Below are 22,110 nucleotides of genomic sequence, written 5' to 3' on the forward strand. Positions count from 1 at the left end.
TGTTACAGCCGGCGGCTACTGGGCACGTGCGACGGCGCTGTAGCGGCCATCACGCAGTGTTACCTCAAGCGGTGTGTCGAAAGCAGCGCTCAGGTGCTTCTCGACCAGGACGTTCCCGATCGGTCCCGCAGCCACCACTGCCCCGTCCTTCAGGAGCATGGCGTGCGTGAAGCCAGGCGGGACTTCTTCGAGGTGATGGGTCACCAGGACGATGGCCGGCGATTCCTCATCCGCTGCGAGTTCACTCAACCGCGCGATGAGGTCTTCCCTACCGGCCAGGTCAAGGCCCGCTGCCGGTTCATCGAGGAGTAGTAGTTCCGGATCCGCCATGAGGGCGCGGGCGATCTGAACGCGCTTCCGCTCGCCCTCACTCAGCGATGCAAAGGGCCTGTTCATGAAGGTGGCCACGCCCCAGGCCTCGAGGAGCCGGAAGGCCCGGCGCTCATCAAGACGTTCATACTGCTCGCGCCAGCGCCCGGTCACACCATAGGACGCCGTCACGACCACGTTGAGAACCGTCTCGTGCTCTGGAATCTGGGACGCCAGGGCCGCCGACGCCAGACCGATGCGGGGACGCAGCTCGAAAACATCCACGGCGCCCATGACTTCGTCGAGGATGCCCGCTACCCCGTGGGTGGGGTGGATGCGTGCGCCGGCGATCTGCAGGAGGGTGGTTTTGCCCGCACCGTTGGGGCCCATGACCACCCAGCGCTCGCCCTCAGCGACCTGCCAGTCAACGCCGTCCAGCAGTGTCTTTCCACCGCGGACAATGCTCACCCCGGAGAGTTCCAGAACATCACTCATGACACTAGACATTAGGCCAAGAGCACCCTTCGACGTTAACCAGAACATCAGGCGCAGGCGTGCGGCAGCGGACTGTGTTGCACGCTCCGTCACGCGTTTCCCGCGGCATCGATCCGACACCCATAATGGGCAGGTGACTGGCGGATCGAGGAAAGGCGCAACGGCACGTGACTGAGACATTCAGGGTGGTCAGTTTCGGCGCCCTGCCGGAGGATACACGTCGTCAGGAAGTGCGCCGTGCACTTGGTGAGGTGGGCGCCGTCGTCGTCCTCGAGGAAACGCACGACCACGACCACTACTCGGTCGCAAACCTCACTGCCAGTTTCGACGGCGGAATAGACGAGCTTCGCCGGGCGGTTGCCTCCCTCGTGAATGGGCATACAGGGATCGCCGTCGTCCCGCCCTCCCTTCTGGGGGCGGAAACCAAGTTGCTCATCATGGATGTCGACTCGACGTTGATCAAGCAGGAAGTCATTGACTTGCTGGCGGCCCATGCCGGCCGGGAGGCGGAAGTCGCTGCCGTCACCGAATCAGCGATGCGCGGCGAGCTGGACTTCGCGCAGAGCCTGCACGCGCGGGTTGCCGTGCTCGCGGGGCTCTCGGAAGAAGTGATCAGCGATGTGGGGACGCGCATTGAGCTCAGCGACGGAGCAGAGCATCTTGTTGAGGCGTTCCTGGAGGCCGGCCACGTCGTTGCAGTGGTCTCGGGCGGATTCAGCCAGATCCTCGAACCGCTTGCGGCGCGGCTGCAATTGACCCATTCCAAGGCAAACCTTCTCGGCGTCGACGCCGGCACACTGACGGGAACGGTGATCGGACCGGTGGTGGACCGGGCAGAAAAGGCGCGGTGTTTGCGGGCCTGGGCCGAAGCCGCCGGGATTCCCCTGGACCGGACGATCGCCGTCGGAGATGGAGCGAATGACCTCGACATGTTGGCCACGGCCGGGCTCGGCGTTGCGTTCAACGCCAAGCCCGCCGTGCGTTCGGCCGCAGACGCCGCCGTCGACTTCCAGTACCTGGACGTTGTGCGGCACTTCGTCAGGCTTTAGCGCTCCATCACCGACACATTCAGGATCGAGTGGCCGGATATAACCGGTCCCCCGTGGAAAGTACGTTCTATCCGCCCGCTCGGAGGTAGCTGGGCGAAACGACGATCAGCCCGCCCGATCAAACCGTCAGCGGGTGAAGTGTTTCGCCCCGCCGACGTACTCGGTGTGGCCCGTAGGCACGTCGGCGCTGACCATCCTGAAGATCTCCGCAGCGAACTCCTCTACGGAATACAGCCGGCCGGCCTCCTGCCTCCGTGCCTCGATGGCGCCCGGAGCAGCACGATCCAGGAGAGTTGCGGTCACGGTTCCCTCGATCATGTCGCCTGAGACGACAACGAAGCTGATACCGCGCTCGGTCAGGTTCGGAATCAGCTCGCGCAATGCGTCCTCACCTGCACGCTTGCTTCGCGCAACCGGCTCATAGGCGTCCATGGTTTCCACCGAGTTGATGAAATGCGCCTGATGGCTCGTGATGAAGACCACGCGCGAGCCGGCCGGCATTGCCCCGATGGCGGCGTTCAGCATGCCGACCTGGGCGTCCCGGTTGAGCTTCAACGCGTAATCGTCACCCAGCCCGGCTTCCATCCCGCCGGACGCGTTGAGCACGAGCAGGTTCAGGCCCCCGAAGTTCTCAACGGCCGCGTCCACGAGCGCCTTGGTGCCCTCCGGAGCTGTGAGATCAGCGCCCACGGCGACCGCTTGCCCACCGGCAGCTTCGATCCCGGCAACCACCTTGTTGGCCCGCGGCGCCTTCTGGCGGTAATTGACGACGACGGCGGCGCCGTCCTCTGCCAGCAGACGCGCCACCTCCGCCCCGATTCCGCGCGATGAGCCCGTGACGATTGCCTTTGTGCCATCCAGTGCACCCATAGAAAGTTTCTCCTCAGATTGTTCTAGCTCAATACCGGGTCATGACCGGTGATAGTTTGCCGGGCCGCTCAGTGGCCCATGCCGAGGCCGCCGTCGACCGGGATCACGGCTCCCGAAATGTACGCCGCTTCGTCGCTGGCGACCCAGCGCACCACGTCGGCTACCTCGGTGGCTTCTGCGAACCGTCCGGCCGGAATGGACGAGAGGTAGTTTTTCTGCGTCTCTTCCGGGAGGGCAGCGGTCATGTCTGTGTTGATGAACCCGGGCGCCACCACGTTGGCCGTGATGCCCCGCGAGCCCAACTCCCTGGTTAGGGATCGGGCGATTCCGACCAGCCCTGCCTTGGACGCGGAGTAGTTGATCTGGCCCGGCGAACCGTAAAGCCCCGTCACCGACGAGATGAGGATGACCCGTCCCTTGCGCAGGCGGAGCATTCCACGGGATGCCCGCTTGATGACCCTGAAGGATCCGGTCAGATTCGTGTCGATGACGTCGGTGAAATCTTCCTCGCTCATCCGAAGGAGCAGGGTGTCGCGCGTGATACCCGCGTTGGCCACGAGTACTTCCACCGGACCGTGAGCCTCCTCGACCTCACGGAACGCCGTGTCGATCTCTTCGGAACTAGTGACGTCTGCCCGGACACCGAGCATGCCCTCCGGTACGTCGCCGCTGCGGTACGTGATAGCTACTTTGTCACCCGCAGCGAGGAACGACTGCGCGATGGCAAGACCAATTCCCCGATTCCCGCCGGTGACCAGGACGCTACGGCCCGCCGTCGTTGTAGGTATAGCCGCGGTGTTCTGATCCTGCACGAATGTTCCTTCAGTTGTTCCGGTCGTTTTCTCCGTTCGATCCTATCGGTCCTGCCGTCGCAGCCCGTGAACTTTAACAACGGGAGGCTGAGTGAGACAATGGAAGGGTCCCTTGGAGAGTGATGATCAAGCCGAACCATCAGTCGAAACGCCGCCCGGAAATCCATAACATCAGTGATGCCCGTGAGGCGCACAGCGATGAGATGCGCCAGCGGATGATCAAGTACTCATTGTCGATGGGGATCCGCATGGTCTGTCTCATCCTGGTGTTCGTGGTTGAGGGCTGGCTGCAGTGGGTCATGATCGCCGGGGCTGTTTTTCTGCCGTATTTCGCGGTGATCATCGCCAACGGAGGTAGTGACACCAGCAATCTCGCTCACAGCGAAGCTCTGTTGGACCGGGCACCGGCTCCCGAACTGGAAGCGCCTGTCGCCGGGACGCGGGAGGATGGCCCGGTCACGCTGCAGGGCGAGGTAGTCCAGGAGCAGGAGGCGCAGGAACCAGACATGCAGCAGACGCAATCGGAAACACAGACCGGACAGGACGGGAAGGAGCAATAGTGAGTATTTTCGACCAACTTTCCGGTACGGCATCTACTCCGGGGCCGGAACAACCAACGTGTTCGCGAAAGGCCTGCCGGGACAACGCCTCCTGGCAGCTGCTGTGGAACAATCCCCGAATTCATACGCCTGACCGCCGCAAGGTGTGGCTCGCGTGCGCGGAACACCGCGGCTGGTTGGAGGAATACCTCACTACTCGCGGCCTCTGGAAGCAGACTGTTCCGCTGGAAGGTGACCGGAAGTAACGTGCTGCTCCTCAAATATCTTGCGACGCCGCGCTGGTTCGGTTGGTTGGCGCTGGTTCTCGTGCTGGCAGCCGCCTGCTCTGCGCTTGGCTTATGGCAATTGGACCGCCGCGATCAGGCTGCCGCGACGGTGAACACAGTGCAGGCGAATTACGACCGGCCGCCCGTTCCCTACACGCCCGGGCTGTTCAATTCCTTCGGGGAGGCCAGCGAGTGGACGCCGGTCACACTGACCGGGGTCTACGACTCCGCCAACCAACGCATTGTTCGCAACCGCCCCCTCAACGGCCGGCCTGGATATGAGGTCCTGGTTCCCCTGAAGCTTGGCGACGGGACCGCCGTCGTCATCAATCGCGGGTGGCTTCCCATTGGCAATGAAGAAGCGGGACGCCCGGACACCGTGCCGCCGGCACCCGAGGGAAAAGTCACGGTCACCGCGCGCATTCGCCCGGGGGAACCGGCACTGGACCGTTCAGCGCCGTCCGGGCAGTTGGCGTCGATCAACCTTCCGGCTTATCAGGAACAGGTCGGCTATCCCCTCCAAGGTGCCGCCTACGGCCTGCTGGCGAGTGAAACGCCCGCGCCGGCAACAGCGCCGGTCGCTCCAGCCAAGCCCACGATCGATCTGGGCCCGCACCTGTCCTACTCCATGCAGTGGTTCGCCTTCGGAGTGCTGCTCTTCGTGGGACTCGGGTATGCCGCGCGCCAGCAGTACCGGATAGACCATCTGGAAGATGGGGAGAGCATTCACGATCAGCGCCCTGAGCGCGTGCGCCGTCGCCCGACCGCCGAGCAGGAGGAAGACGCCATCCTCGACGCCCAGGGTCTCTGAGGCGGATGGGTCAGGCCAGCGTTACCAGTTCCAGGTAATCGTCGTTCCAGAGATCCTCAACGCCATCGGGCAGGAGGACCACCCGTTCCGGTTTCAGCGCGTCGACAGCGCCCTCGTCATGGCTAACCAGTACGACGGCGCCGGAGTAGTTCCGGAGCGCGCCGAGGATTTCCTCACGGCTGGCAGGGTCCAGGTTGTTCGTGGGCTCATCGAGCAGCAGGACGTTGGCCGACGAAGCAACGATCGTCGCCAGGGCGAGCCTCGTCTTCTCGCCGCCGGAGAGAACCCCGGCAGGCTTGTCAACGTCGTCCCCCGAGAACAGGAAGGACCCGAGGACGCCACGGACTTCGGCATCGCGCATGTCCGGAGCTGCTGAGCGCATGTTTTCCAGCACTGTGCGCTCCGTGTCCAGGGTTTCGTGTTCCTGGGCGTAATAGCCGACCTTAAGGCCGTGACCGGGCATGATCCGCCCGGTGTCGGGCGAGTCGACTCCCGCCAGCATCCTCAGTAGCGTGGTTTTACCCGCGCCGTTCAGTCCGAGAATGACAACCTTCGAACCACGGTCTATTGCGAGATCCACATCCGTGAAGATCTCGAGCGATCCATAGGACTTGCTCAGGCCCTCAGCCGTCATCGGAGTACGGCCGCACGGGGCAGGTTCCGGGAAACGAAGTGCGGCCACCCTGTCCTGGGCACGCACGGCATCAAGACCCGAAAGCATGCGCTCAGCGCGCTTGGCCATGTTCTGGGCAGCTACTGCCTTGGTGGCCTTCGCCCGCATCTTGTTGGCCTGGTCCATGAGAACCTGGGCCTTCTTCTCGGTGTTCGCGCGCTCGCGCTTGCGGGCCCGTTCGTCGGTCTCGCGCTGCTGAATGTACCGTTTCCAACCCATGTTGTAGAGATCGATGGTGGTCCGGTTGGCGTCCAGGTGGAACACCTTGTTCACGGTCGCCTCGAGGAGCTCTACATCGTGGCTGATGACGATCAGGCCGCCCTGGTGATTCTTCAGGAAGTCCCTCAGCCAGGTGATGGAGTCTGCATCGAGGTGGTTGGTCGGCTCGTCAAGGAGCATCGTCTCGGCACCGGAGTACAGGATGCGGGCGAGCTCCACACGCCGCCGCTGGCCTCCGGACAGGGTCTTGAGCGGCTGGTTCAGTATGCGCTCGGGAAGCGCGAGGTTCGAGGAGATGGCTGCCGCCTCGGCTTCCGCGGCGTACCCGCCGTGGGCGAGGAACTCGGCCTCGAGCCGGTCATAGCGGCCCATTGCCTTGTCGCGTACTGCAGGATCATCGCTCGCCATCAGCTCCTGTGTCTCGCGCAGCTTCCCGACGACGACGTCAAGATTGCGTGCGGAGAGAATCCGATCGCGTGCAAGCTGATCCATGTTCGGGGTGCGCGGATCCTGGGGGAGGTAGCCGATTTCTCCGTTGCGGCTGACCGTACCGGACGCAGGGAGTCCTTCGCCTGCCAGGACGCGGGTCAGCGTCGTTTTACCTGCACCGTTGCGCCCGACCAGTCCTATTTTGTCCCCACGGTCGATCCGAAAGGACACCTCGTCCATGAGCAGCCTCGCGCCCGCGCGCAATTCAAGATTCGACACGGAAATCACGTGGCTCGGCCTTTCCCATTCTTTGGCATCTTCTTCGGATGTGGACGGCATCTGATGCCGAACGTCCCTAACGGAGGTCAATGTTGTAGGAAACCTACAAAGGACTTCACTTCTTTCCGCACTAACCTCGGAAGGTAGCAGCCCACCGTTGTATAGATCTAACAGAAAGCTTCACGATGCAGCAGACGAATCAGATTCCGCGGTCCTCCCCCACCGAGACTGTGAAGCCTGCCCGCAGGTCCTGGAACGCAACCGATCTCTCGCTGATCGCGGTCTTCGCGGCCGTCGTGGCCACCAGTGCCATCCTACCCGCTATCCCGGTGGGTCAGGTCGGGGTGCCCATAACCCTGCAAACACTGGCAATCATGGTGACCGGAATCGTCCTAGGGCCCTGGCGTGCGGGTGCAGCGCTCGGGCTCTATGTCGCCGTCGGACTAGCCGGTCTCCCCATCTTCAGCCAGTTCCGTGGCGGCATCGGAATCCTGTTTGGACCGTCGGCCGGATACATCATCGCCTTCCCCCTTGCGGCCATGGCGGTAGGTTTCCTGGCGCGCCTTATCTTCCGCAGGATCGGACGCCTGAAGTTCCTTGCCCTTTTTGCAGCTTGCACTGTCACCAGCCTACTGATCACCCATCCACTGGGGATCGTCGGAATGATGGTCAACGCGAAACTCGACCTACCGGCTGCCGTCGCGGCCGACGTCGTTTTCCTGCCCGGGGACATCCTCAAGAACCTGGCAGCGGCGGCTATCGGCTTGAGCGTCGTGAAGGCGTTCCCCCGCCTCCAGGGCCGCGTCGCCGGTACGCGATGATCGAGTTCGACGACGCCAAGGTCCAGGCGGACGAGCCGGCATCACGGGTTATTCTTCATCCGCTGCGGCTGTCGCTTACCGAACGCCGCATCAGCGTGATCGGGGCCAACGGTTCCGGTAAGTCCACTCTGCTGAAACTGATCAATGGGCTGGTGCCTCCCACTGCCGGGCGGGTCCGCGTTGACGGGCTGGATACCGGACGTCGTGGTTCTGCGGTGCGCGCACGGGTCGGGTTCATGTTCACGGACCCCCTCTTCCAGCTGATCATGCCGACCGGGAGGGAAGACATCGAACTATCCCTTCGCCGTCGTCATCGTCAGCCGGCCGAGCGGCGGGCTGCGGCGGAGGAGGTGTTACGCAGGTTCAACCTGGGCCATCTTGCGGACCAGAGTGTTTATGACCTCTCCGGCGGTGAACGGCAACTGCTTGCGCTCGCCACAGTGCTTGCGTGCGACCCGAGCGTCCTTGTCGCCGATGAACCAACCACCCTGCTCGACCTCCGCAATGAAGACCGGGTGCGGAAGCTTTTCCGCGGGCTCGATCAACAGGTCATCTTCACCACCCACTCGCTCGATTTCGCCCTCGACGCGGATCGGACACTGGTGGTGGACGCCGGACGGATCGTGTACGACGGCGCGCCCTCCGATGCCGTAGCGGCCTACCGGGAAGCCAGCCTGAGCACCTCGGCAGCGGACGGGCGACGGTGAGGGGGCACGCGAGCCTGCTCGGCTCGTACGTCCAGCGGCGTTCTGTCCTTCATGCTGCCCCCCTCTGGGCCAAGTTCCTTGCCGTTGCCGCGCTGTCCGTAACGGTGCTGGTGCTGAACGCATGGTGGGTGACCCTCGCCGCCCTGGGAGTTGTGAGCATTGCCTACACAGCGGGCGCTCGTCTCTCGCTCAAACTTATGCTCGGTCCGCTTGGAAGGATGTGGCCGCTGATCCTCATCCTCGGAGCATTCCAGGTGGTCACCGCGGGGGCGCTCGCTGCCTTCCTCGTGGTGGGAAACATCGTTGTCTGCGTACTCGCCGCCCTGCTGATCACCCTTTCCACCGAGAGTCACCGCATCCTGGACGGCCTGGTTTCCCTGGCGCGGCCGCTACGGTTCCTCGGCGCGGACCCGGAACGGTTCGGGCTCACCGTCTCCCTGATGCTTCGGAGTATTCCTGTCCTGGTGGGGTCGGCCGGGGACGCCCGCGACGCAGCACGCGCCAGGGGGCTTGAGCGTAATCTCCGTGCATTGATCCTGCCGGTATTCATCGGCGCGGTCGCCTACGCCCAGCAGACCGGCGAGGCGCTCGCGGCACGCGGCCTTGGCGAAGCGAAGACCGACGACGACGCGTTCTAGTTGCGTCCGACGCTAGAGCCGAACCGTCTGGAACGCCGCAGCGGTTCCCACCCCGCCGGCCGCACTGACAGCGGCGACCGACCAGCCGTCGTCGTACTCGCCATGGACTCTCTGGCGCAGGAGGTTGGCGACGAGCATCGCCCCGGACGCTCCGTACGGGTGGCCGTAAGCGAGCGCCCCTCCATTCCGGTTGAGGAACTGCGGCTCCACCTGCATCAGCTGCGCCGACGCCAGTACCTGCGCGGCGAAAGCCTCATTGAACTCCCACGTTGATATATCCGCCGGTTCCAGCCGGACTGCAGGCAGCAGCTTCCTTACAGCGTGGGCGCCGGCGGTTCCGAAGAGAGCTGTTTCGCCACCGGCCGCGGCAGACCCGGCGAACTCGAGCACGGTTTCGACCCCGCGTGCCCGCGCCTGTTCAAGGGTGGTGACCGTGATGACGACCGCGCCGTCAGCATCGGCGCAGGAGTTGCCTGCGGTGACGGTTCCCAAGGGATCGAAAGCGGGCGTGAACCGGGACAGGAGCGCGCCGGTCATGTTGCGTCGGGGTGTTTGATCAGAGCTACATTCCGCGACGGGGACAATTTCCGCCGCCATGACTCCCGCTGCCGCAGCTGCGCGGCTGTAGCTCTGCAGGGCATAGTTATCCTGGGTGTGGCGGTCGATGCCGTAGCGCTTTGCGACATTTTCGGCTGCCTGACCCGCATCCGGGTCGCCGTGCGAATCGGGAGCGAACCGCGCCCGGGAGTAGAAGTCCGGCGCGCCGGCCGCGGACGTCAGGCGCCTCGCACGCAGCGGCGCAGTGCTGCAGCTCTCGACTCCCCCCGCCAGGAACCAGGTACCCGCTCCCGCCTCCACCAACCTGCACGCCAGCACCACCGCATCCAGCCCGGACGCACATTGCCGGTCCACGGTAAGTCCGGGAACGCTCGCTGGAAAACCGGCCGTGAGCGCAGCGAGACGGGCAACGTTCCCGCCGCCGCCCGTTGCGTTCCCGATGATGATGTCATCCACCTCGGACGGCTTCACTCCCGAGTCCCGGGCCGATGCAGCCAGCACCGGCGCCAGCAGCTCATGCGCCTCGAGGTTCCGGAACGCCCCGGCCAGTCGGCCAAACGGTGACCGCCGTGCGAGAACGACGACGGCGCGGCGCGACTCCGGCCGGGCGCTATCGGACGCGTTCAAGGGCACCGTCCCCCGCGAGAATCAGGTTGCGCAGGCCGACACGGTCCGGCTTGCCTGCCGCCGTAATGGGGAGGCGGGCGGTTCGGTACAGCGCGCGCGGCACCTTGGCTGCCGAAAGTGTGGCCCGCAGCTGCTCGCGAATCTTCGCGGCGTCGATCGACGTTTCGGTGCCCACCTCGATCACCGCGGCAACCGATGAGCCCCGCTGCGGGTCCGGCACACCGAACGCGACGGCAACGGGATACCCGGCTGCGGCCAGGGCCAACTCCACCTCTGTGGGGTAGACGTTCGTGCCCGCGCTCACCACCATGTCGGCGCGCCGGCCAGTCAGGTGCAGCGCACCGGCGTCGTCAATCCAGCCCTGATCGCCGACCGTCACCCAGTCCCCTTCGCGCTGAAAGGCGAGCCCGTCGTCACCGGCCAGGTAGCCCTCGATCGCTGTATCGGTCCGCACCCACACGGTTCCGTGCCGTTCTGCCCCGTTCCCTCCGATCCTCAGCTGAACGCCGGGAAACGGCTGTCCGACATCATTGGTGCGGAACGTTTCCACCCGCTTCGCCGTCACGAGGCTCAGCTCGGAGGCGCCGTAATACTCGAAGATTCGCGCCTGCGGAGCGGCCTCGCGGATCAAGGCTGTCTCCGCATCGGACAGCTTGGATCCACCGGATACGACACACTTCAGGTCAGGAAGCGGGCCTGCAGCGCGCTGCAACCCGAGCCGCAGCGCCGCGGGAACGCCCACGAAGTGCTCAATGCGCGCTGACCGGAGCACCTCCCCCATGCGCGGACCCCTCAGGGACCGCAGACCGGTGCCCAGCGCGTGAAAAGTGGCACCGGCGAACAGCGACTCGGCCAGAGCGTAAAGACTGAGGCTTGCGGACAAGGGACCGGGAGCGAAGACCCGGGAGCCCGGCGCAATGCCGAAGTAGGCCACGCTGCGTTCAAGCGAACGCGACCAGGATCCGACCGTCCGCACAAACGCCTTCGGTGCACCCGTGGTTCCGGACGTGAACCCGCAGTAGAACAGCGAATCCTCGAGCCCATCGGCAAGCGCGCTTCCGGTACTTGCTAGCCCAGTCGCCCGCGAAGAGTCGCCAAGCTGCAACTCCGTAAGCATCCGCGTACGCACAGCTGCAGGCCACGCCGGGTCAAGCACAACCGCACATCGGCCGCGGCCCACAACGGCGGTCAGCGCAACCGTGAAGGAGATGGGGTCTGCTGGTTCCAGGGCAACCATCGCGTCCCCTGAAAGGGCATGTTCCGCTGCCCTTGTTGCCAGGTCGCCATAGGAGAGCGCCTGTTCGCCGACGACGACGGCGGGACGCCCGGGCTCGGCGTCCGCCCAGGACAGGAGACGGTTGATGAATGGCATGGCGGCTTTCTCTTCTGTCGGTACGTCCAATGTACTAACCTGTGCGCATGATTCCAGTGCAGGTCCCCTCCCCTTACCAACCACCATCCGGACGGCGGATGCCATGAGCGCACCCGACATCAGAATCATTGAAGGAGATATCACCGCTATGGACGTTGACACCGTCGTCAACGCCGCCAATTCGTCGCTGCTGGGCGGCGGTGGCGTTGACGGCGCCATTCATGCGGCGGCAGGTCCGGAATTACTGGAAGCCTGCCGGTCAGTTCGCGAAGACGCGCTAACGGGCGGCCTTCCGGTAGGCGAGGCTGTCGCCACGCCCGGCTTTGCGCTTCGGGCAACCTGGGTCATTCATACCGTCGGACCCAATCGGCACGCCGGGCAGACAGGCCGGCGCTGCTGGAGTCGTGCTTCCGGCGCAGCCTAACCATCGCGGACGACGTCGGCGCCAAGTCAGTCGCCTTCCCGGCAATCAGCGCGGGGATCTTCGGGTGGGACCCGGAGACGGTGGCCCGGGTTGGGCTTGGCGCTGTGAAGGAGTACGACGGCAGCGTCCGGACGGTCACGTTCGTCCTCTTCTCGAGGCGGTTGGCTGAAATCTTCCAGCACGTCCATGATGAAATCCGCGCGTGAACCCGCACATGGAAGAAGGCGGCAGGCACCGTGCCTGCCGCCTTCTCATGAACGCTAGATGTTGAAGCCGAGAGCCCGCATCTGGTCCCTGCCGTCTTCAGTGATCTTCTCCGGACCCCACGGGGGCATCCAGACCCAGTTCAGCCGCCAGTCGTCCACGAGGCCGTCCAGCGACTGGCCGACCTGCTCCTCGATCACGTCTGTGAGCGGGCAGGCCGCCGTGGTCAGGGTCATGTCGATCAGGAGCGCCCCGTCGTCGGCGTACTTGATTCCGTACAACAGGCCAAGGTCAACAATATTCACGCCGAGTTCCGGGTCGATGACGTCCTTCAGCGACTCTTCGATGTCCTCAAGGGACGTCTGCGCTGCATTAGTGTCGCTCATCTCAGTACCTCTCTTCCGCCGGAGTTGCTACGCGCCGGCGGTGGCCGGTGCCGACGCCGCGCCGGGAACGAGGAAGCGGTCGTAACCCTCTTCTTCGAGCCGGTCGGCCAGCTCAGGGCCGCCTTCTTCTGCAATCCGGCCATCGATGAACACATGGACGAAGTCGGGCTTGATGTAGCGGAGGATTCGCGTGTAGTGGGTGATGAGCATCGTGCCCATCTCGCCCTTGCTGTGCTCGCGGTTGACGCCCTCGGAAACAACCTTCAGCGCGTCGACGTCGAGGCCGGAATCGGTCTCGTCGAGGATCGCGAACTTCGGCTTGAACAGCTCAAGTTGCAGGATCTCGACGCGCTTCTTTTCGCCGCCGGAGAAGCCCTCGTTGACGTTGCGCTGTGCGAAGTCAGCGTCGATGCGCAGCTGCGACATCGCTTCCTTCACATCCTTGGTCCAGTGACGGATGCTCGGAGCTTCGCCGTCGAGCGCCGTCTTGGCGGTGCGGAGGAAATTGGTCATCGTGACCCCGGGTACTTCCACCGGATACTGCATAGCGAGAAAGAGGCCGGCGCGCGCCCGCTCGTCGACGCTCATGTCGAGCACGTTTTCACCGTCAAGAGTGATGGAACCGCTGTCGACGGTGTACCGCGGGTGACCCGCGATAGTAGAGGCCAGCGTGGACTTGCCCGATCCATTGGGCCCCATGATGGCGTGGGTTTCGCCCGTGTTGATGGTCAGGCTGACGCCTTTGAGGATGGGCTTGGTGCCCTGGTCAGTTTCGATGCTGACGTGGAGGTCCTTGATCTCAAGGGTGGACATCTGTGGGTTCTCCTTTTGCATCCTGCCGCTGCAGGTTTGCTTCGTGTGGAATTGGGGCGGCTGGAACTTCGTTAGCCGCGGTCAGGTACAGGGGCGGAATTGGTCACAGTGGTGATGTCCACGTAGACCTCGCCGTCGTGGATCTCGAGCGCGAAAACCGGGACCGGCTCGTAGGCGGGCAACTGTAGCGGCATCCCGCTCCGCAGGTCGAACTGGGAGCCGTGACCCCAGCACTCGATCTTGCAGCCTTCGACATCGCCCTCCGACAAAGAGATATCCGCGTGCGAGCAAGTGTCGCCGATAGCGTGGATGCCGCCGTCGGAGTCCTTGACGATCGCCACCGGATAATCGTCAATGAGGATCCGTAGTGCCTGCTTCACCTCAATATCGTTGACGTTGCAGACCAGTTCGCCTCGGGGCGCTTCCAATGCTTCAGTCATCAGAGGTTCCCTGCAGCCAGTTCACGCTCCACCGCTTCGGTGAGGCGCTCTTCGAGGACGGGAACCTTGATCTGCTGGATCACCTCGTTGAGGAATCCGCGCACCACCAGACGCCGTGCCGTCTTCTCATCAATTCCGCGGGCCATGAGGTAGAACAGGTGCTCGTCGTCGAACCGTCCGGTGGCACTGGCGTGACCCGCGCCCTCGATCAGTCCCGTTTCGATCTCGAGGTTCGGAACCGAATCGGACCGGGCGCCGTCTGTGAGCACCAGGTTCCGGTTGACCTCATAGGTATCCGTTCCTTCGGCTTCCTTACGGATAAGGACGTCGCCAACCCAGACCGTGTGGGCGTCCTGGCCCTGCAGTGCACCCTTATAAGTGACCCGTGACTTGCAGTTGGGAACGGCGTGGTCAACGAGCAACCGCTGCTCCAGGTGCTGTCCGGCGTCGGCGAAATAAAGGCCGTACATCTCCACCTCGGAGCCGGGTGCGGTGAAGAACGACGACGGCGTGAGCCGCACGAGGTCCCCGCCGAGGCTGACGACAACATGCTTGAAACGCGCGTCGCGGCCCACTTTCGCCTGCTGCGAAGAGACGTGGACGGCGTCGTCGTCCCATTCCTGCACACTCACGACGGTGAGGTCTGCGCCGTCACCCACGAGGATCTCGACGTTCTGTGCGAGGGTGGTGCTGCCCTGGTGATCGAGGACCACCACTGCCTTCGAGAACCTGCGTGCCTCGATAATGAGGTGCTGCGCTGCCACCGCGCGATCGGTGCCGCGCACGGCCACCGTGACTTCGCAGTCAGCGATGGTCTCTTCCGGGATGGTCACAACGGTCGCAGTCTGCACTGCTTCCCACGCGGCTGCCGAGACGCGGTCCTCCGGAACGGCTGCGGATCCGAAGCGGGGGTCGCTGCGCTTCACCGTCTCTACCGTGACGTTCGACGCGCCGGACACCGTAACCTCGGGCCCTTCACCCGTCAGCGCATCAGTATGCAATCCGCGAAGGCGCTTCAGCGGAGTGAACCGCCAGTCCTCCTCACGGCCGGTCAGAGGCGCAAAGTCTGCGAGCTTGTATGACTTGAGGCGTTCGCCGCGGGAAGCTTCCGGGACAACCGGCTCGTCGCCGTGGCTGTGCCTGCGTGCACCGTGCTGTTCGGTGCCGGTATTCAGCGGGGAAAGGTTCTCGCCTTCCTCGGTGAAACCGTCAATTGCGATTTTCTCTTCGCCGGACGGGGCGCCGAGGCGGGCCTTCTCGTCGGTCAACTCAGGGTTCAACTGTGAGGTTTCGGCCATTAGCCTACGGCTCCTTCCATCTGGAGTTCGATCAAGCGGTTCAGTTCCAGCGCGTACTCCATGGGAAGTTCGCGCGCGATCGGTTCGATGAAGCCGCGCACGATCATTGCCATCGCCTCGTCTTCGGGCATACCGCGCGACATCAGGTAGAACAACTGCTCTTCGCTGACGCGCGAAACGGTGGCCTCATGGCCCATGGTTACGTCGTCCTCCCGGATGTCCACGTAGGGGTACGTGTCCGAACGCGAAATGGTGTCGACCAGCAGCGCGTCACAGCGGACCGTGTTCGCCGAGTGCGTTGCCCCTTCCCGCACCTGCACCAGGCCGCGGTAGGCCGCACGTCCACCACCGCGCGCAACGGACTTGGAGATGATCGAGGATTTCGTGTTCGGGGCGATGTGAACCATCTTCGAACCGGTGTCCTGGTGCTGGCCTTCACCCGCGAAGGCAATGGACAGGGTCTCGCCCTTGGCGTGCTCGCCCACCAGGTAGACCGCCGGGTACTTCATGGTCACCTTGGAACCGATGTTGCCGTCGACCCACTCCATGGTGGCGCCCTCATGCGCAATGGCGCGCTTGGTCACCAGGTTGTAAACGTTGTTCGACCAGTTCTGGATGGTGGTGTACCGGACACGCGCGTTCTTCTTGACCACAATTTCCACCACGGCCGAGTGCAGCGAATCCGACGTGTAAATCGGAGCCGTGCAGCCCTCGATGTAATGAACGTAGGAGCCCTCGTCCGCAATGATGAGCGTGCGCTCGAACTGGCCCATGTTCTCGGTGTTGATCCGGAAGTAGGCCTGCAGCGGGATCTCCACATGGACCCCGGGAGGCACGTAGACGAAAGACCCGCCCGACCACACCGCGGTGTTCAGGGAAGCGAACTTGTTATCGCCCACGGGAATAACCGATCCGAAGTACTCTTCGAAGAACTCAGGATGCTCACGCAATGCGGTGTCGGTATCCATGAAGATGACACCCTGGCGCTCGAGTTCCTCGTTGATCTGGTGGTACACCACCTCGGACTCGTACTGCGCTGCAACGCCGGATACCAGGCGGTTCCGTTCTGCCTCGGGGATACCGAGCTTCTCGTAGGTGTTCTTGATGTCGTCCGGCAGGTCTTCCCAGCTGGTGGCCTGCTTCTCCGTGGAACGCACAAAATACTTGATGTTGTCGAAGTCGATACCCGACAGGTCCGCTCCCCACGCAGGCATGGGCTTCCGGTCGAAGTACTTCAGCCCCTTCAGCCGCATGTCCAGCATCCACTCGGGCTCGCTCTTCTTCGCGGAGATGTCACGGACTACGTCCTCGTTCAGACCGCGCCGCGCATTCGCGCCGACGTCGTTCTTGTCAGCCCAGCCATACTCGTAGGTCCCGATGCCGTGCAGCTCCGGATTCCTCTCGAGGATGTCGCTGATCACTCCTGCCGGCACGGTGTCGGGAACCAATGCCTTCTGATCTGTCTGATCCGTCATCACGGCCTTCCTTGCTGATGGTTGGAGTTCTCTGAAATCTGTAGTGGTTGCGGCGGCTCCCCAGGCAAACTGCGTGGTAACGCCTGGCTCCGCCGACCCACGGGAATGTGGGTGGTGCATACGTGCCCGCCGCTCGCGAGCGTTGAAAGTCTGCGCACATCGACGCCCAGCAGTCTCGCGAACACTTCGGTTTCCTGCTCGCAGAAGTCCGGAAACTCCGCGGCGAGTTCCTGAATGGGGCAGTGCCCCTGACACAGCTGCACGCTGAGCATAGCTGCTTGCGGGGCGTTCCGGCCGACCACCCGGGTGGATCCCACAAAGCCGTCATTGGTGAGGGCGTCAGCCAGTGCAATTGCCTTCTCCTCCAGGAGGTCACCCGCCGCCTCCACCACAGGACGGTACCGCTCCTCCATCGAGGCGAAGCGGCTCGCCGCGAACTGGCGAACTGCGTCCGGGCCCGCCACCTCCTGCAGCTGCCCGAGCGCCGCCTGCGCGATGTGCAGGTAGTCGTTCCCGAGTCGCGTCTGTCCACGTTGACTGAGTACGTATCGCCGCGCTGGACGCCCCGCACCCGCGGATGCGTTGCTGATGAGCTTCACTTCGATCAACCCGTCTTTCGAGAGGGCGTCGAGATGGCGCCTGACTGCTGCCGGCGTATAACCGAGCCTGTCTCCGAGCTCAGCAGCGCTGACGGGGCCATGCTCCAGGACAGCGGACAGGACCTTGTCCCTGGTGCGTTCATCTGCGGTGCGCCGCGAATCTGCCTCAGGGCGCTCAGCGTGGATCAGAGCCGGTACCGCAGGCCGAGGCGCAACTGGATGGGACATCGCGGCCTCCTCTAATCGGGTACAAAACGCTTGTTGATCATGCTTCTGGCAGGGTCGGGTCAACCGATGGCATCTGTCTAATAGAAAACAGAACCATGACCTAATCTATTCCATTGGAGAACCTGCATCCAGTAAGGAGAGGCTATCCACCGCCCACAACAGGCCAGCTACTACGTGCCGTAGAATTGTTCGGTGCCACACTCCCCTGCCGCCCTTGAAGTACGCGGGCTCGTCAAGGATTTCGGCCCGGTCGCAACCCTGGATGGGAAGATGGTCCGGGTCCTCGACGGTGTCGACATCACCGCGCACAAGGGCCGCGTGACCGCATTGCTTGGTGCCAATGGCGCCGGCAAGACCACAACGCTCGAGTGCGCCCAAGGTCTCCAGCGGCCAAGTGGAGGCAGCGTCCGCCTGCTGGGTCAGGACCCCTGGCGCGCCGGGGCGCAACTTCGCAGCAGGGTGGGCATCATGCTGCAGGAGGGCGGTTTGCCGCCGGCGCTCCGTCCACTCTCCCTGCTCCGGCACGTCGCAAGCATGTATACGGCGGCGCGCGGGCTGGATGACCTTGTCCCGCGCCTGGGCATCGACGGCTTCGCTTCGACCACCATCCGAAGGCTTTCCGGTGGCCAGAAGCAGCGTCTCGCCCTCGCTTGCGCGCTGGTAGGGAATCCTGAAGTACTTTTTCTCGACGAGCCGAGCGCGGGATTGGACCCGCAGTCGCGCCACATCGTATTCGACCTGATTAACGAACTTCGCTCCGAGGGCCTCGCGATCATCCTCACCACGCATCTCCTCGACGACGCGCAGCGTCTGGCTGACTACGTGTACATCATTGACCAGGGGCGTACGGTCCGGGAAGGTACTGTCGCGGAACTCACCGCTCACGCGAAGGATGCCGTCAGGGAAATTCGCTTCGAGGCTCCGCCTGGCCTTGAATTGCCGGTATCCCGCTTTCCGCACCTCGAGGCCGGTGAGCACACTCCCGGAAACTACCGGGTGACCGGCCCGTTGACGCCCGAGGATCTCGCAACTATTGCCCGGTGGTGGGCGGATAACGACGTTCTGCCTGCGTCCATTGTCCTTACCGCGCGTTCGCTGGAAGACGTGTTCCTCGACATCTCGGGCAGGGGCATCCGATGAGCGCAACCCGTTTCCCCTTCAGGGTCCTGCGGCACGGCGGATACGAAACTGCAGCGATGCTCCGCAACGGCGAGCAGCTCGTCCTCGCGATCGCGCTGCCGGTCCTGGCGCTCACGGCGATCGCACTGACCCCCCTCTTCGATGTGCTCGGAGCGCCACGGCTCGAATCGGGCGCACCGGGAGTCATCGCCCTATGCGTGCTTTCAACGGCATTTACGGGCCAGGGAATCGCCACGGGCTTCGACCGCCGGTACGGAGTGCTTCGCTTTCTGTCCACAACGCCCCTCGGCCGTGGCGGGCTCATCCTGGGCAAAGTGGTTGCAGTGGGCGCAGTGCTGGTGATCCAACTCGCCGTGATCGCGACAGCTGCTGTCCTATTCGGCTGGCAGCCCGCCATGGAAGGTATCCTTCCGGCGCTTCTCATACTGGTTCCGGGCATCGCAGCGTTCACGGCGCTTGGACTTCTCATCGCAGGAACCCTGCGGCCCGAGGCGACGCTCGCGGTCACCAATCTCCTCTGGATTCTGCTCGCTGCCGCCGGCGGAACCGTCATCCCGCGCAGCAGCCTTCCCGAAGCAGCGCAACCGCTTGTCGGTCTCCTGCCCTCGTCCGCCCTTGGTGACGGCCTGCGGGCCGCGCTCCAGGACGGCACCTTGGATCTGGCATCCTTCGCCCTACTGTGCGGCTGGGCGGCAGTTGCCGGCCTGGCTGCTGTCCGCTGGTTCAAATGGAGTTAGGAACATGACGCAACTCTCCCTCGCCACGATGATGAACCGACTCCCCACTGCAGTTACTCCTGCGGTCCGGGGGCTCGCGTTGGCTTCCCTTGTGTCGCAGATCCTCATTGTTGTCACCGGCGGCGCGGTCCGCCTGACCGCATCCGGTCTGGGGTGCCCTGAGTGGCCCCGCTGCACCGCTGATTCGATGATCGCGACCCAGGAGATGGGAATTCACGGCGTCATCGAGTTCGGAAACCGGCTGCTGACGTTCGTACTGACGGCGATCGCCGTCGCCATGCTGGCCTCCATCTGGCGTCTGCGCAAGGAACGCCCTGATCTCTTCCTTCCGGCAGTGCTGCTCCTCGCCGGGATCCCGTTGCAGGCGGTCATCGGCGGCATCTCGGTCTGGACCAGGCTCAATCCCTGGGTGGTTGGTTGGCACTTCGTCATCTCGATGCTCCTGATCACGATCGCTACGGTACTTCTCAACCGCACCTGGCTCACACCTGCTGAGGCTGCGTCTGATTGGCAACCGCGTGCGACCCCGCTGCTGCGTCAACTCCTTGTGGCAGCCGCCGCGCTGGTCGCGGTCGCGGTGCTGCTCGGCGTCGTCGTTACCGGTTCCGGCCCCCACGCCGGTGACGCAGGTGCCGCCCGGAACAACCTCGACCCTGATTTGATGACGCGGATCCACGCGGCCCCGGTATACCTTTTGGTTCTCACCGTGCTGATCCTGGTGGTGGTCGCGTACCGCACGGACGTTGCCCGCCGGCTGCGCGCCGCCGTCGTGCTGCTCGCTGTCGTCGTGCTGGCACAAGGCGCAATCGGGTATCTGCAGCATTTCCTGCACCTGCCGGTCGCGCTGGTGGCTCTCCACATGCTCGGCGCGTCCGTCCTGACGGCCGCGACGGCGCACGCACTCTATACGGGGTTCACCCGGCGGTCTGCCCCCGCCGGCTGACGGACTCTTCCAGGTCATCGAACGCGTCGGCCAGGCGCGCCAACTCCCGTTGATCACTGCCCGCGATGGGCAGCAAGGGCGGCCGGGGATCACCGGCATCGATACCGCATGCTTTGGCGAGGGCGTGCAATCCGCTGAGCTTGCGCAGGCGCTGGACGGCATTGACCACGGGCAGCAGGCGGGAGCGTTCAAGGGCGATCCGGGCCTCGTCTCCGGAAACAACCGCTTGCCGGAACTCCCGGTAGGCGGCAGGAAGAAGTGCGGCCAGCCCTGTGTGCCAGGCATCACCGAACACTTCACCCGTGACGATGAGGGTGTCGCCGCTGGCACCGTGGCTCAGCGGAATATCCACCAGGTGCCGCAGCACACGCACGCGGTCGGCGAATTCGTCCGGCGATGCGGCGGTGTCTTTGAAGCCGGTGACCGTCTCAATGCCGGCGAGCCGTGCGACCAGCTCCAGCCCGAAAGAAAACTGGGTGGTCGTCGGATTGTTATAGAGGCAGATCGGCAGGCTGGTAGCAGCAGCAACTTCCTCAACGAGCGCTGTCACTTCGTCATCGGTCAACGGCAGGTAGGAGACCGGCGAGAGTACGAGCCCCGACGCACCGTTCCGCTGAGCCGCCCTTGCGCCGGCCACGACATCACGTGTGGCAACCGCGCTGATCCCGGCGGCAACCGGAATGCGATCGCCCGCCGCGTCGACTGCCTCGGCAAGCACCCGTTCGCGTTCAGCGGCATCAAGGTAGGCAAAGCTGCCAGAGGAGCCAAGGACGGTTACCGTATCCACACCGGAATCAGCGAGTCCGCCGATGAGGAGTTTAAGTTCAGCAAAGCTGACTGCGCCGTCAGCGTCGAATGGGGTCACGGGATAGGCAACAACGCCGGTAAAGACCATGACCACAATCCTAGGTGGTCGGCAAGCGAGCTATGCGCCGAAAATAGGTCCGCCTACGAATGGGTCAATGGCGAGCGCGAGGAAAAGTACCGTCAGGTAGCTGATGGATCCGTGGAAGACCTTCATGGCTACCTTTCCGGTGACCGCACCGGATCGTGCAGCAGCGTGCAGCTTGTGCGATTCGAGGAGGAACCAGCCGCCGCCGGCAACAGCCGCAACTGTGTATACCCACCCCGCACCACCGACGGGAACAAGCAACAGCGAACAGACCACCGTTGCCCACGCGTACAGAACAACCTGGACTGACACTACTGATGCCCCGGCGATCGCTCCCAGCATGGGCACGTTCGCCGCGTTGTAATCCTCGCTGTACTTCATGGACAGCGGCCAGTAATGCGGTGGCGTCCACAGGAAGATCACCAGGAAGAGTACGACAGCCGGCCACTGCACTGTTTCGGTCACAGCGGCCCAGGCGATCAGCACGGGCATGCAACCTGCCGCCCCACCCCACACGATGTTCTGCGCTGTACGGCGCTTCAGAATGAGCGTATAGACGACGACGTAGAAGAAGATTGCGGCCACGCCCAGCCATGCTGCGAGCGGGTTTGCGCCGAACCAAAGAATGACGACGGCGGCAACACCGAGTGCCCAGGCGAAAACCAGTGCCTCCCGGGGTGTGACCTCCCCGGTCACGAGCGGCCGGTTCCCGGTGCGGTGCATGACCTTGTCAATATCGCGGTCGATGTAGCAGTTGAATGCCCCTGCGCTGCCCGCCGCGAAAGCCCCGCCCACCATGGTTGCCAGTACAAGACCCAGCGATGGAAAGCCGCCCTGCGCAAAGATCATCGTGGGCAGGGTTGTCACCAGAAGCAGCTCAATGACCCGCGGTTTGGTCAGCGCCAGGTATGCCCGTAGCTTGCGGGAAAGGCCACTGCCGGCCTGATGCACGCTGGGCGCGGCTGCGGCTTGGTCGATGTTCACTGGAGGATGCTCTGCTTCTGAAGTGAGGATAAAGTCCTTCGCCATCATACCC

At 63.9% G+C, this 22,110-nt stretch carries 24 protein-coding genes and 1 pseudogene; 11 read left to right on the forward strand and 14 right to left on the reverse strand.

Annotated features, from left to right (window positions below; translation table 11 throughout):
• Window positions 1-15: 15 nt before the first annotated feature.
• Window positions 16-804 carry an ABC transporter ATP-binding protein gene (locus ACX80C_RS00865; RefSeq protein ID WP_459324340.1) on the reverse strand — a complete coding sequence of 263 codons (789 nt, stop codon included), beginning with the start codon at window positions 802-804 and terminating at the stop codon, window positions 16-18.
• A 167-nt stretch (window positions 805-971) separates the two neighbouring features.
• On the opposite strand from ACX80C_RS00865, the gene serB reads away from it, so the two are divergent.
• Window positions 972-1,853: a phosphoserine phosphatase SerB gene (gene serB / locus ACX80C_RS00870; protein ID WP_459324341.1), complete on the forward strand. Its 882-nt coding sequence runs from the start codon at window positions 972-974 to the stop codon at window positions 1,851-1,853.
• Between the two features lie 126 nt (window positions 1,854-1,979).
• Here the strand turns inward: serB and ACX80C_RS00875 are convergent, their stop codons facing one another.
• The gene (locus ACX80C_RS00875) at window positions 1,980-2,723 is read right to left on the reverse strand and encodes an SDR family oxidoreductase (RefSeq protein WP_459324342.1); all 744 of its coding nucleotides are present in this window, start codon (window positions 2,721-2,723) and stop codon (window positions 1,980-1,982) included.
• A gap of 68 nt (window positions 2,724-2,791) precedes the next feature.
• Window positions 2,792-3,535, reverse strand: a complete 744-nt coding sequence (gene fabG, locus ACX80C_RS00880; protein WP_459324343.1) for a 3-oxoacyl-ACP reductase FabG — start codon at window positions 3,533-3,535, stop codon at window positions 2,792-2,794.
• 122 nt (window positions 3,536-3,657) lie between these two features.
• On the opposite strand from fabG, the gene ACX80C_RS00885 reads away from it, so the two are divergent.
• Genes ACX80C_RS00885 through ACX80C_RS00895 form a run of 3 tightly spaced genes read left to right on the forward strand, consistent with a single transcriptional unit; the run spans window position 3,658 to window position 5,172 of the window.
• Window positions 3,658-4,095, forward strand: coding sequence for a DUF3099 domain-containing protein (locus ACX80C_RS00885; protein ID WP_459324344.1), 438 nt, complete (start codon window positions 3,658-3,660; stop codon window positions 4,093-4,095).
• Window positions 4,095-4,340 (forward strand): hypothetical protein, encoded by a 246-nt coding sequence (locus tag ACX80C_RS00890; protein ID WP_459324345.1) that lies wholly within the window; start codon window positions 4,095-4,097, stop codon window positions 4,338-4,340. Before ACX80C_RS00885 ends, ACX80C_RS00890 begins: the two co-directional genes overlap by 1 nt.
• Before the next feature lies 1 nt (window position 4,341).
• Window positions 4,342-5,172, forward strand: a complete 831-nt coding sequence (locus tag ACX80C_RS00895) for an SURF1 family cytochrome oxidase biogenesis protein (protein ID WP_459324346.1) — start codon at window positions 4,342-4,344, stop codon at window positions 5,170-5,172.
• Between the two features lie 10 nt (window positions 5,173-5,182).
• Here ACX80C_RS00895 and ACX80C_RS00900 read toward each other — a convergent pair whose 3' ends face one another.
• The gene (locus ACX80C_RS00900) at window positions 5,183-6,781 is read right to left on the reverse strand and encodes an ABC-F family ATP-binding cassette domain-containing protein (protein WP_459324347.1); all 1,599 of its coding nucleotides are present in this window, start codon (window positions 6,779-6,781) and stop codon (window positions 5,183-5,185) included.
• A 176-nt stretch (window positions 6,782-6,957) separates the two neighbouring features.
• Here ACX80C_RS00900 and ACX80C_RS00905 point away from each other — a divergent pair, with 176 nt between their 5' ends.
• From ACX80C_RS00905 to ACX80C_RS00915, 3 genes are read left to right on the forward strand one after another with little or no spacing between them, the layout of a single operon-like run.
• Entirely contained in the window at window positions 6,958-7,593 is a 636-nt protein-coding gene (locus tag ACX80C_RS00905; RefSeq protein ID WP_459324348.1) for a biotin transporter BioY, read from the forward strand.
• Window positions 7,590-8,300, forward strand: a complete 711-nt coding sequence (locus ACX80C_RS00910; RefSeq protein WP_459324349.1) for an energy-coupling factor ABC transporter ATP-binding protein — start codon at window positions 7,590-7,592, stop codon at window positions 8,298-8,300. The genes ACX80C_RS00905 and ACX80C_RS00910 overlap by 4 nt, the downstream gene beginning before the upstream one ends.
• Complete coding sequence (locus ACX80C_RS00915; RefSeq protein ID WP_459324350.1) at window positions 8,297-8,938, forward strand: energy-coupling factor transporter transmembrane component T family protein; 642 nt, start codon at window positions 8,297-8,299, stop codon at window positions 8,936-8,938. Before ACX80C_RS00910 ends, ACX80C_RS00915 begins: the two co-directional genes overlap by 4 nt.
• Before the next feature lie 12 nt (window positions 8,939-8,950).
• On the opposite strand, the gene ACX80C_RS00920 is transcribed toward ACX80C_RS00915, so the two are convergent.
• Together ACX80C_RS00920 and ACX80C_RS00925 are read right to left on the reverse strand one after the other, a co-directional pair.
• Window positions 8,951-10,123: a thiolase family protein gene (locus ACX80C_RS00920; RefSeq protein ID WP_459324351.1), complete on the reverse strand. Its 1,173-nt coding sequence runs from the start codon at window positions 10,121-10,123 to the stop codon at window positions 8,951-8,953.
• Window positions 10,107-11,525, reverse strand: coding sequence for an AMP-binding protein (locus ACX80C_RS00925; RefSeq protein ID WP_459324352.1), 1,419 nt, complete (start codon window positions 11,523-11,525; stop codon window positions 10,107-10,109). Before ACX80C_RS00925 ends, ACX80C_RS00920 begins: the two co-directional genes overlap by 17 nt.
• A gap of 118 nt (window positions 11,526-11,643) precedes the next feature.
• Here ACX80C_RS00925 and ACX80C_RS00930 point away from each other — a divergent pair.
• Window positions 11,644-12,125: pseudogene (locus ACX80C_RS00930) on the forward strand (O-acetyl-ADP-ribose deacetylase).
• Window positions 12,126-12,179: 54 nt separating this feature from the next.
• Here ACX80C_RS00930 and ACX80C_RS00935 read toward each other — a convergent pair.
• The 6 genes from ACX80C_RS00935 to ACX80C_RS00960 all read right to left on the reverse strand — a co-directional run bounded on the left by ACX80C_RS00935 (window position 12,180) and on the right by ACX80C_RS00960 (window position 17,362).
• Window positions 12,180-12,509 (reverse strand): metal-sulfur cluster assembly factor, encoded by a 330-nt coding sequence (locus tag ACX80C_RS00935; RefSeq protein ID WP_459324353.1) that lies wholly within the window; start codon window positions 12,507-12,509, stop codon window positions 12,180-12,182.
• Between the two features lie 27 nt (window positions 12,510-12,536).
• On the reverse strand, window positions 12,537-13,322 hold the full coding sequence (gene sufC / locus ACX80C_RS00940) for a Fe-S cluster assembly ATPase SufC (RefSeq protein WP_459324354.1): 786 nt from the start codon (window positions 13,320-13,322) through the stop codon (window positions 12,537-12,539).
• 71 nt (window positions 13,323-13,393) lie between these two features.
• Window positions 13,394-13,762, reverse strand: coding sequence for a non-heme iron oxygenase ferredoxin subunit (locus tag ACX80C_RS00945; protein ID WP_459324355.1), 369 nt, complete (start codon window positions 13,760-13,762; stop codon window positions 13,394-13,396).
• Window positions 13,762-15,060 carry a Fe-S cluster assembly protein SufD gene (sufD, locus tag ACX80C_RS00950; protein WP_459324356.1) on the reverse strand — a complete coding sequence of 433 codons (1,299 nt, stop codon included), beginning with the start codon at window positions 15,058-15,060 and terminating at the stop codon, window positions 13,762-13,764. Before sufD ends, ACX80C_RS00945 begins: the two co-directional genes overlap by 1 nt.
• On the reverse strand, window positions 15,060-16,535 hold the full coding sequence (gene sufB, locus ACX80C_RS00955) for a Fe-S cluster assembly protein SufB (protein ID WP_459324357.1): 1,476 nt from the start codon (window positions 16,533-16,535) through the stop codon (window positions 15,060-15,062). Before sufB ends, sufD begins: the two co-directional genes overlap by 1 nt.
• Window positions 16,535-17,362, reverse strand: coding sequence for a helix-turn-helix transcriptional regulator (locus ACX80C_RS00960; protein ID WP_459324358.1), 828 nt, complete (start codon window positions 17,360-17,362; stop codon window positions 16,535-16,537). Before ACX80C_RS00960 ends, sufB begins: the two co-directional genes overlap by 1 nt.
• A gap of 192 nt (window positions 17,363-17,554) precedes the next feature.
• Between ACX80C_RS00960 and ACX80C_RS00965 the strand changes: the two genes are divergently transcribed.
• The 3 genes from ACX80C_RS00965 to ACX80C_RS00975 are packed head-to-tail and all read left to right on the forward strand — an operon-like array spanning window position 17,555 to window position 20,182.
• Window positions 17,555-18,502: an ABC transporter ATP-binding protein gene (locus ACX80C_RS00965; protein WP_459324359.1), complete on the forward strand. Its 948-nt coding sequence runs from the start codon at window positions 17,555-17,557 to the stop codon at window positions 18,500-18,502.
• Window positions 18,499-19,239 (forward strand): ABC transporter permease, encoded by a 741-nt coding sequence (locus ACX80C_RS00970; RefSeq protein WP_459324360.1) that lies wholly within the window; start codon window positions 18,499-18,501, stop codon window positions 19,237-19,239. Before ACX80C_RS00965 ends, ACX80C_RS00970 begins: the two co-directional genes overlap by 4 nt.
• 4 nt (window positions 19,240-19,243) lie before the next feature.
• Window positions 19,244-20,182, forward strand: a complete 939-nt coding sequence (locus ACX80C_RS00975) for a COX15/CtaA family protein (RefSeq protein ID WP_459324361.1) — start codon at window positions 19,244-19,246, stop codon at window positions 20,180-20,182.
• Here the strand turns inward: ACX80C_RS00975 and ACX80C_RS00980 are convergent.
• Together ACX80C_RS00980 and ACX80C_RS00985 are read right to left on the reverse strand one after the other, a co-directional pair.
• Window positions 20,154-21,077, reverse strand: a complete 924-nt coding sequence (locus ACX80C_RS00980) for a dihydrodipicolinate synthase family protein (RefSeq protein WP_459324362.1) — start codon at window positions 21,075-21,077, stop codon at window positions 20,154-20,156. The two genes, ACX80C_RS00975 and ACX80C_RS00980, sit on opposite strands and share 29 nt — an antisense overlap.
• A 30-nt stretch (window positions 21,078-21,107) precedes the next feature.
• Window positions 21,108-22,058, reverse strand: coding sequence for a heme o synthase (locus ACX80C_RS00985; RefSeq protein WP_459324363.1), 951 nt, complete (start codon window positions 22,056-22,058; stop codon window positions 21,108-21,110).
• Between the last annotated feature and the right edge of the window lie 52 nt (window positions 22,059-22,110).

The sequence above is a fragment of the Arthrobacter tecti genome (assembly GCF_054511355.1).

Bases quoted from the DNA above. Each gene is read 5' to 3' on its own strand.
- ACX80C_RS00865 (WP_459324340.1), bottom strand. From the start codon at position 804: ATGAGTGATGTTCTGGAACTCTCCGGGGTGAGCATTGTCCGCGGTGGA.
- ACX80C_RS00875 (WP_459324342.1), bottom strand. From the start codon at position 2,723: ATGGGTGCACTGGATGGCACAAAGGCAATCGTCACGGGCTCATCGCGC.
- ACX80C_RS00885 (WP_459324344.1), top strand. From the start codon at position 3,658: ATGATCAAGCCGAACCATCAGTCGAAACGCCGCCCGGAAATCCATAAC.
- ACX80C_RS00905 (WP_459324348.1), top strand. From the start codon at position 6,958: ATGCAGCAGACGAATCAGATTCCGCGGTCCTCCCCCACCGAGACTGTG.
- ACX80C_RS00910 (WP_459324349.1), top strand. From the start codon at position 7,590: ATGATCGAGTTCGACGACGCCAAGGTCCAGGCGGACGAGCCGGCATCA.
- ACX80C_RS00935 (WP_459324353.1), bottom strand. From the start codon at position 12,509: ATGAGCGACACTAATGCAGCGCAGACGTCCCTTGAGGACATCGAAGAG.
- sufC (WP_459324354.1), bottom strand. From the start codon at position 13,322: ATGTCCACCCTTGAGATCAAGGACCTCCACGTCAGCATCGAAACTGAC.
- ACX80C_RS00945 (WP_459324355.1), bottom strand. From the start codon at position 13,762: ATGACTGAAGCATTGGAAGCGCCCCGAGGCGAACTGGTCTGCAACGTC.
- sufD (WP_459324356.1), bottom strand. From the start codon at position 15,060: ATGGCCGAAACCTCACAGTTGAACCCTGAGTTGACCGACGAGAAGGCC.
- sufB (WP_459324357.1), bottom strand. From the start codon at position 16,535: ATGACGGATCAGACAGATCAGAAGGCATTGGTTCCCGACACCGTGCCG.
- ACX80C_RS00960 (WP_459324358.1), bottom strand. From the start codon at position 17,362: ATGTCCCATCCAGTTGCGCCTCGGCCTGCGGTACCGGCTCTGATCCAC.
- ACX80C_RS00970 (WP_459324360.1), top strand. From the start codon at position 18,499: ATGAGCGCAACCCGTTTCCCCTTCAGGGTCCTGCGGCACGGCGGATAC.
- ACX80C_RS00975 (WP_459324361.1), top strand. From the start codon at position 19,244: ATGACGCAACTCTCCCTCGCCACGATGATGAACCGACTCCCCACTGCA.
- ACX80C_RS00980 (WP_459324362.1), bottom strand. From the start codon at position 21,077: ATGGTCTTTACCGGCGTTGTTGCCTATCCCGTGACCCCATTCGACGCT.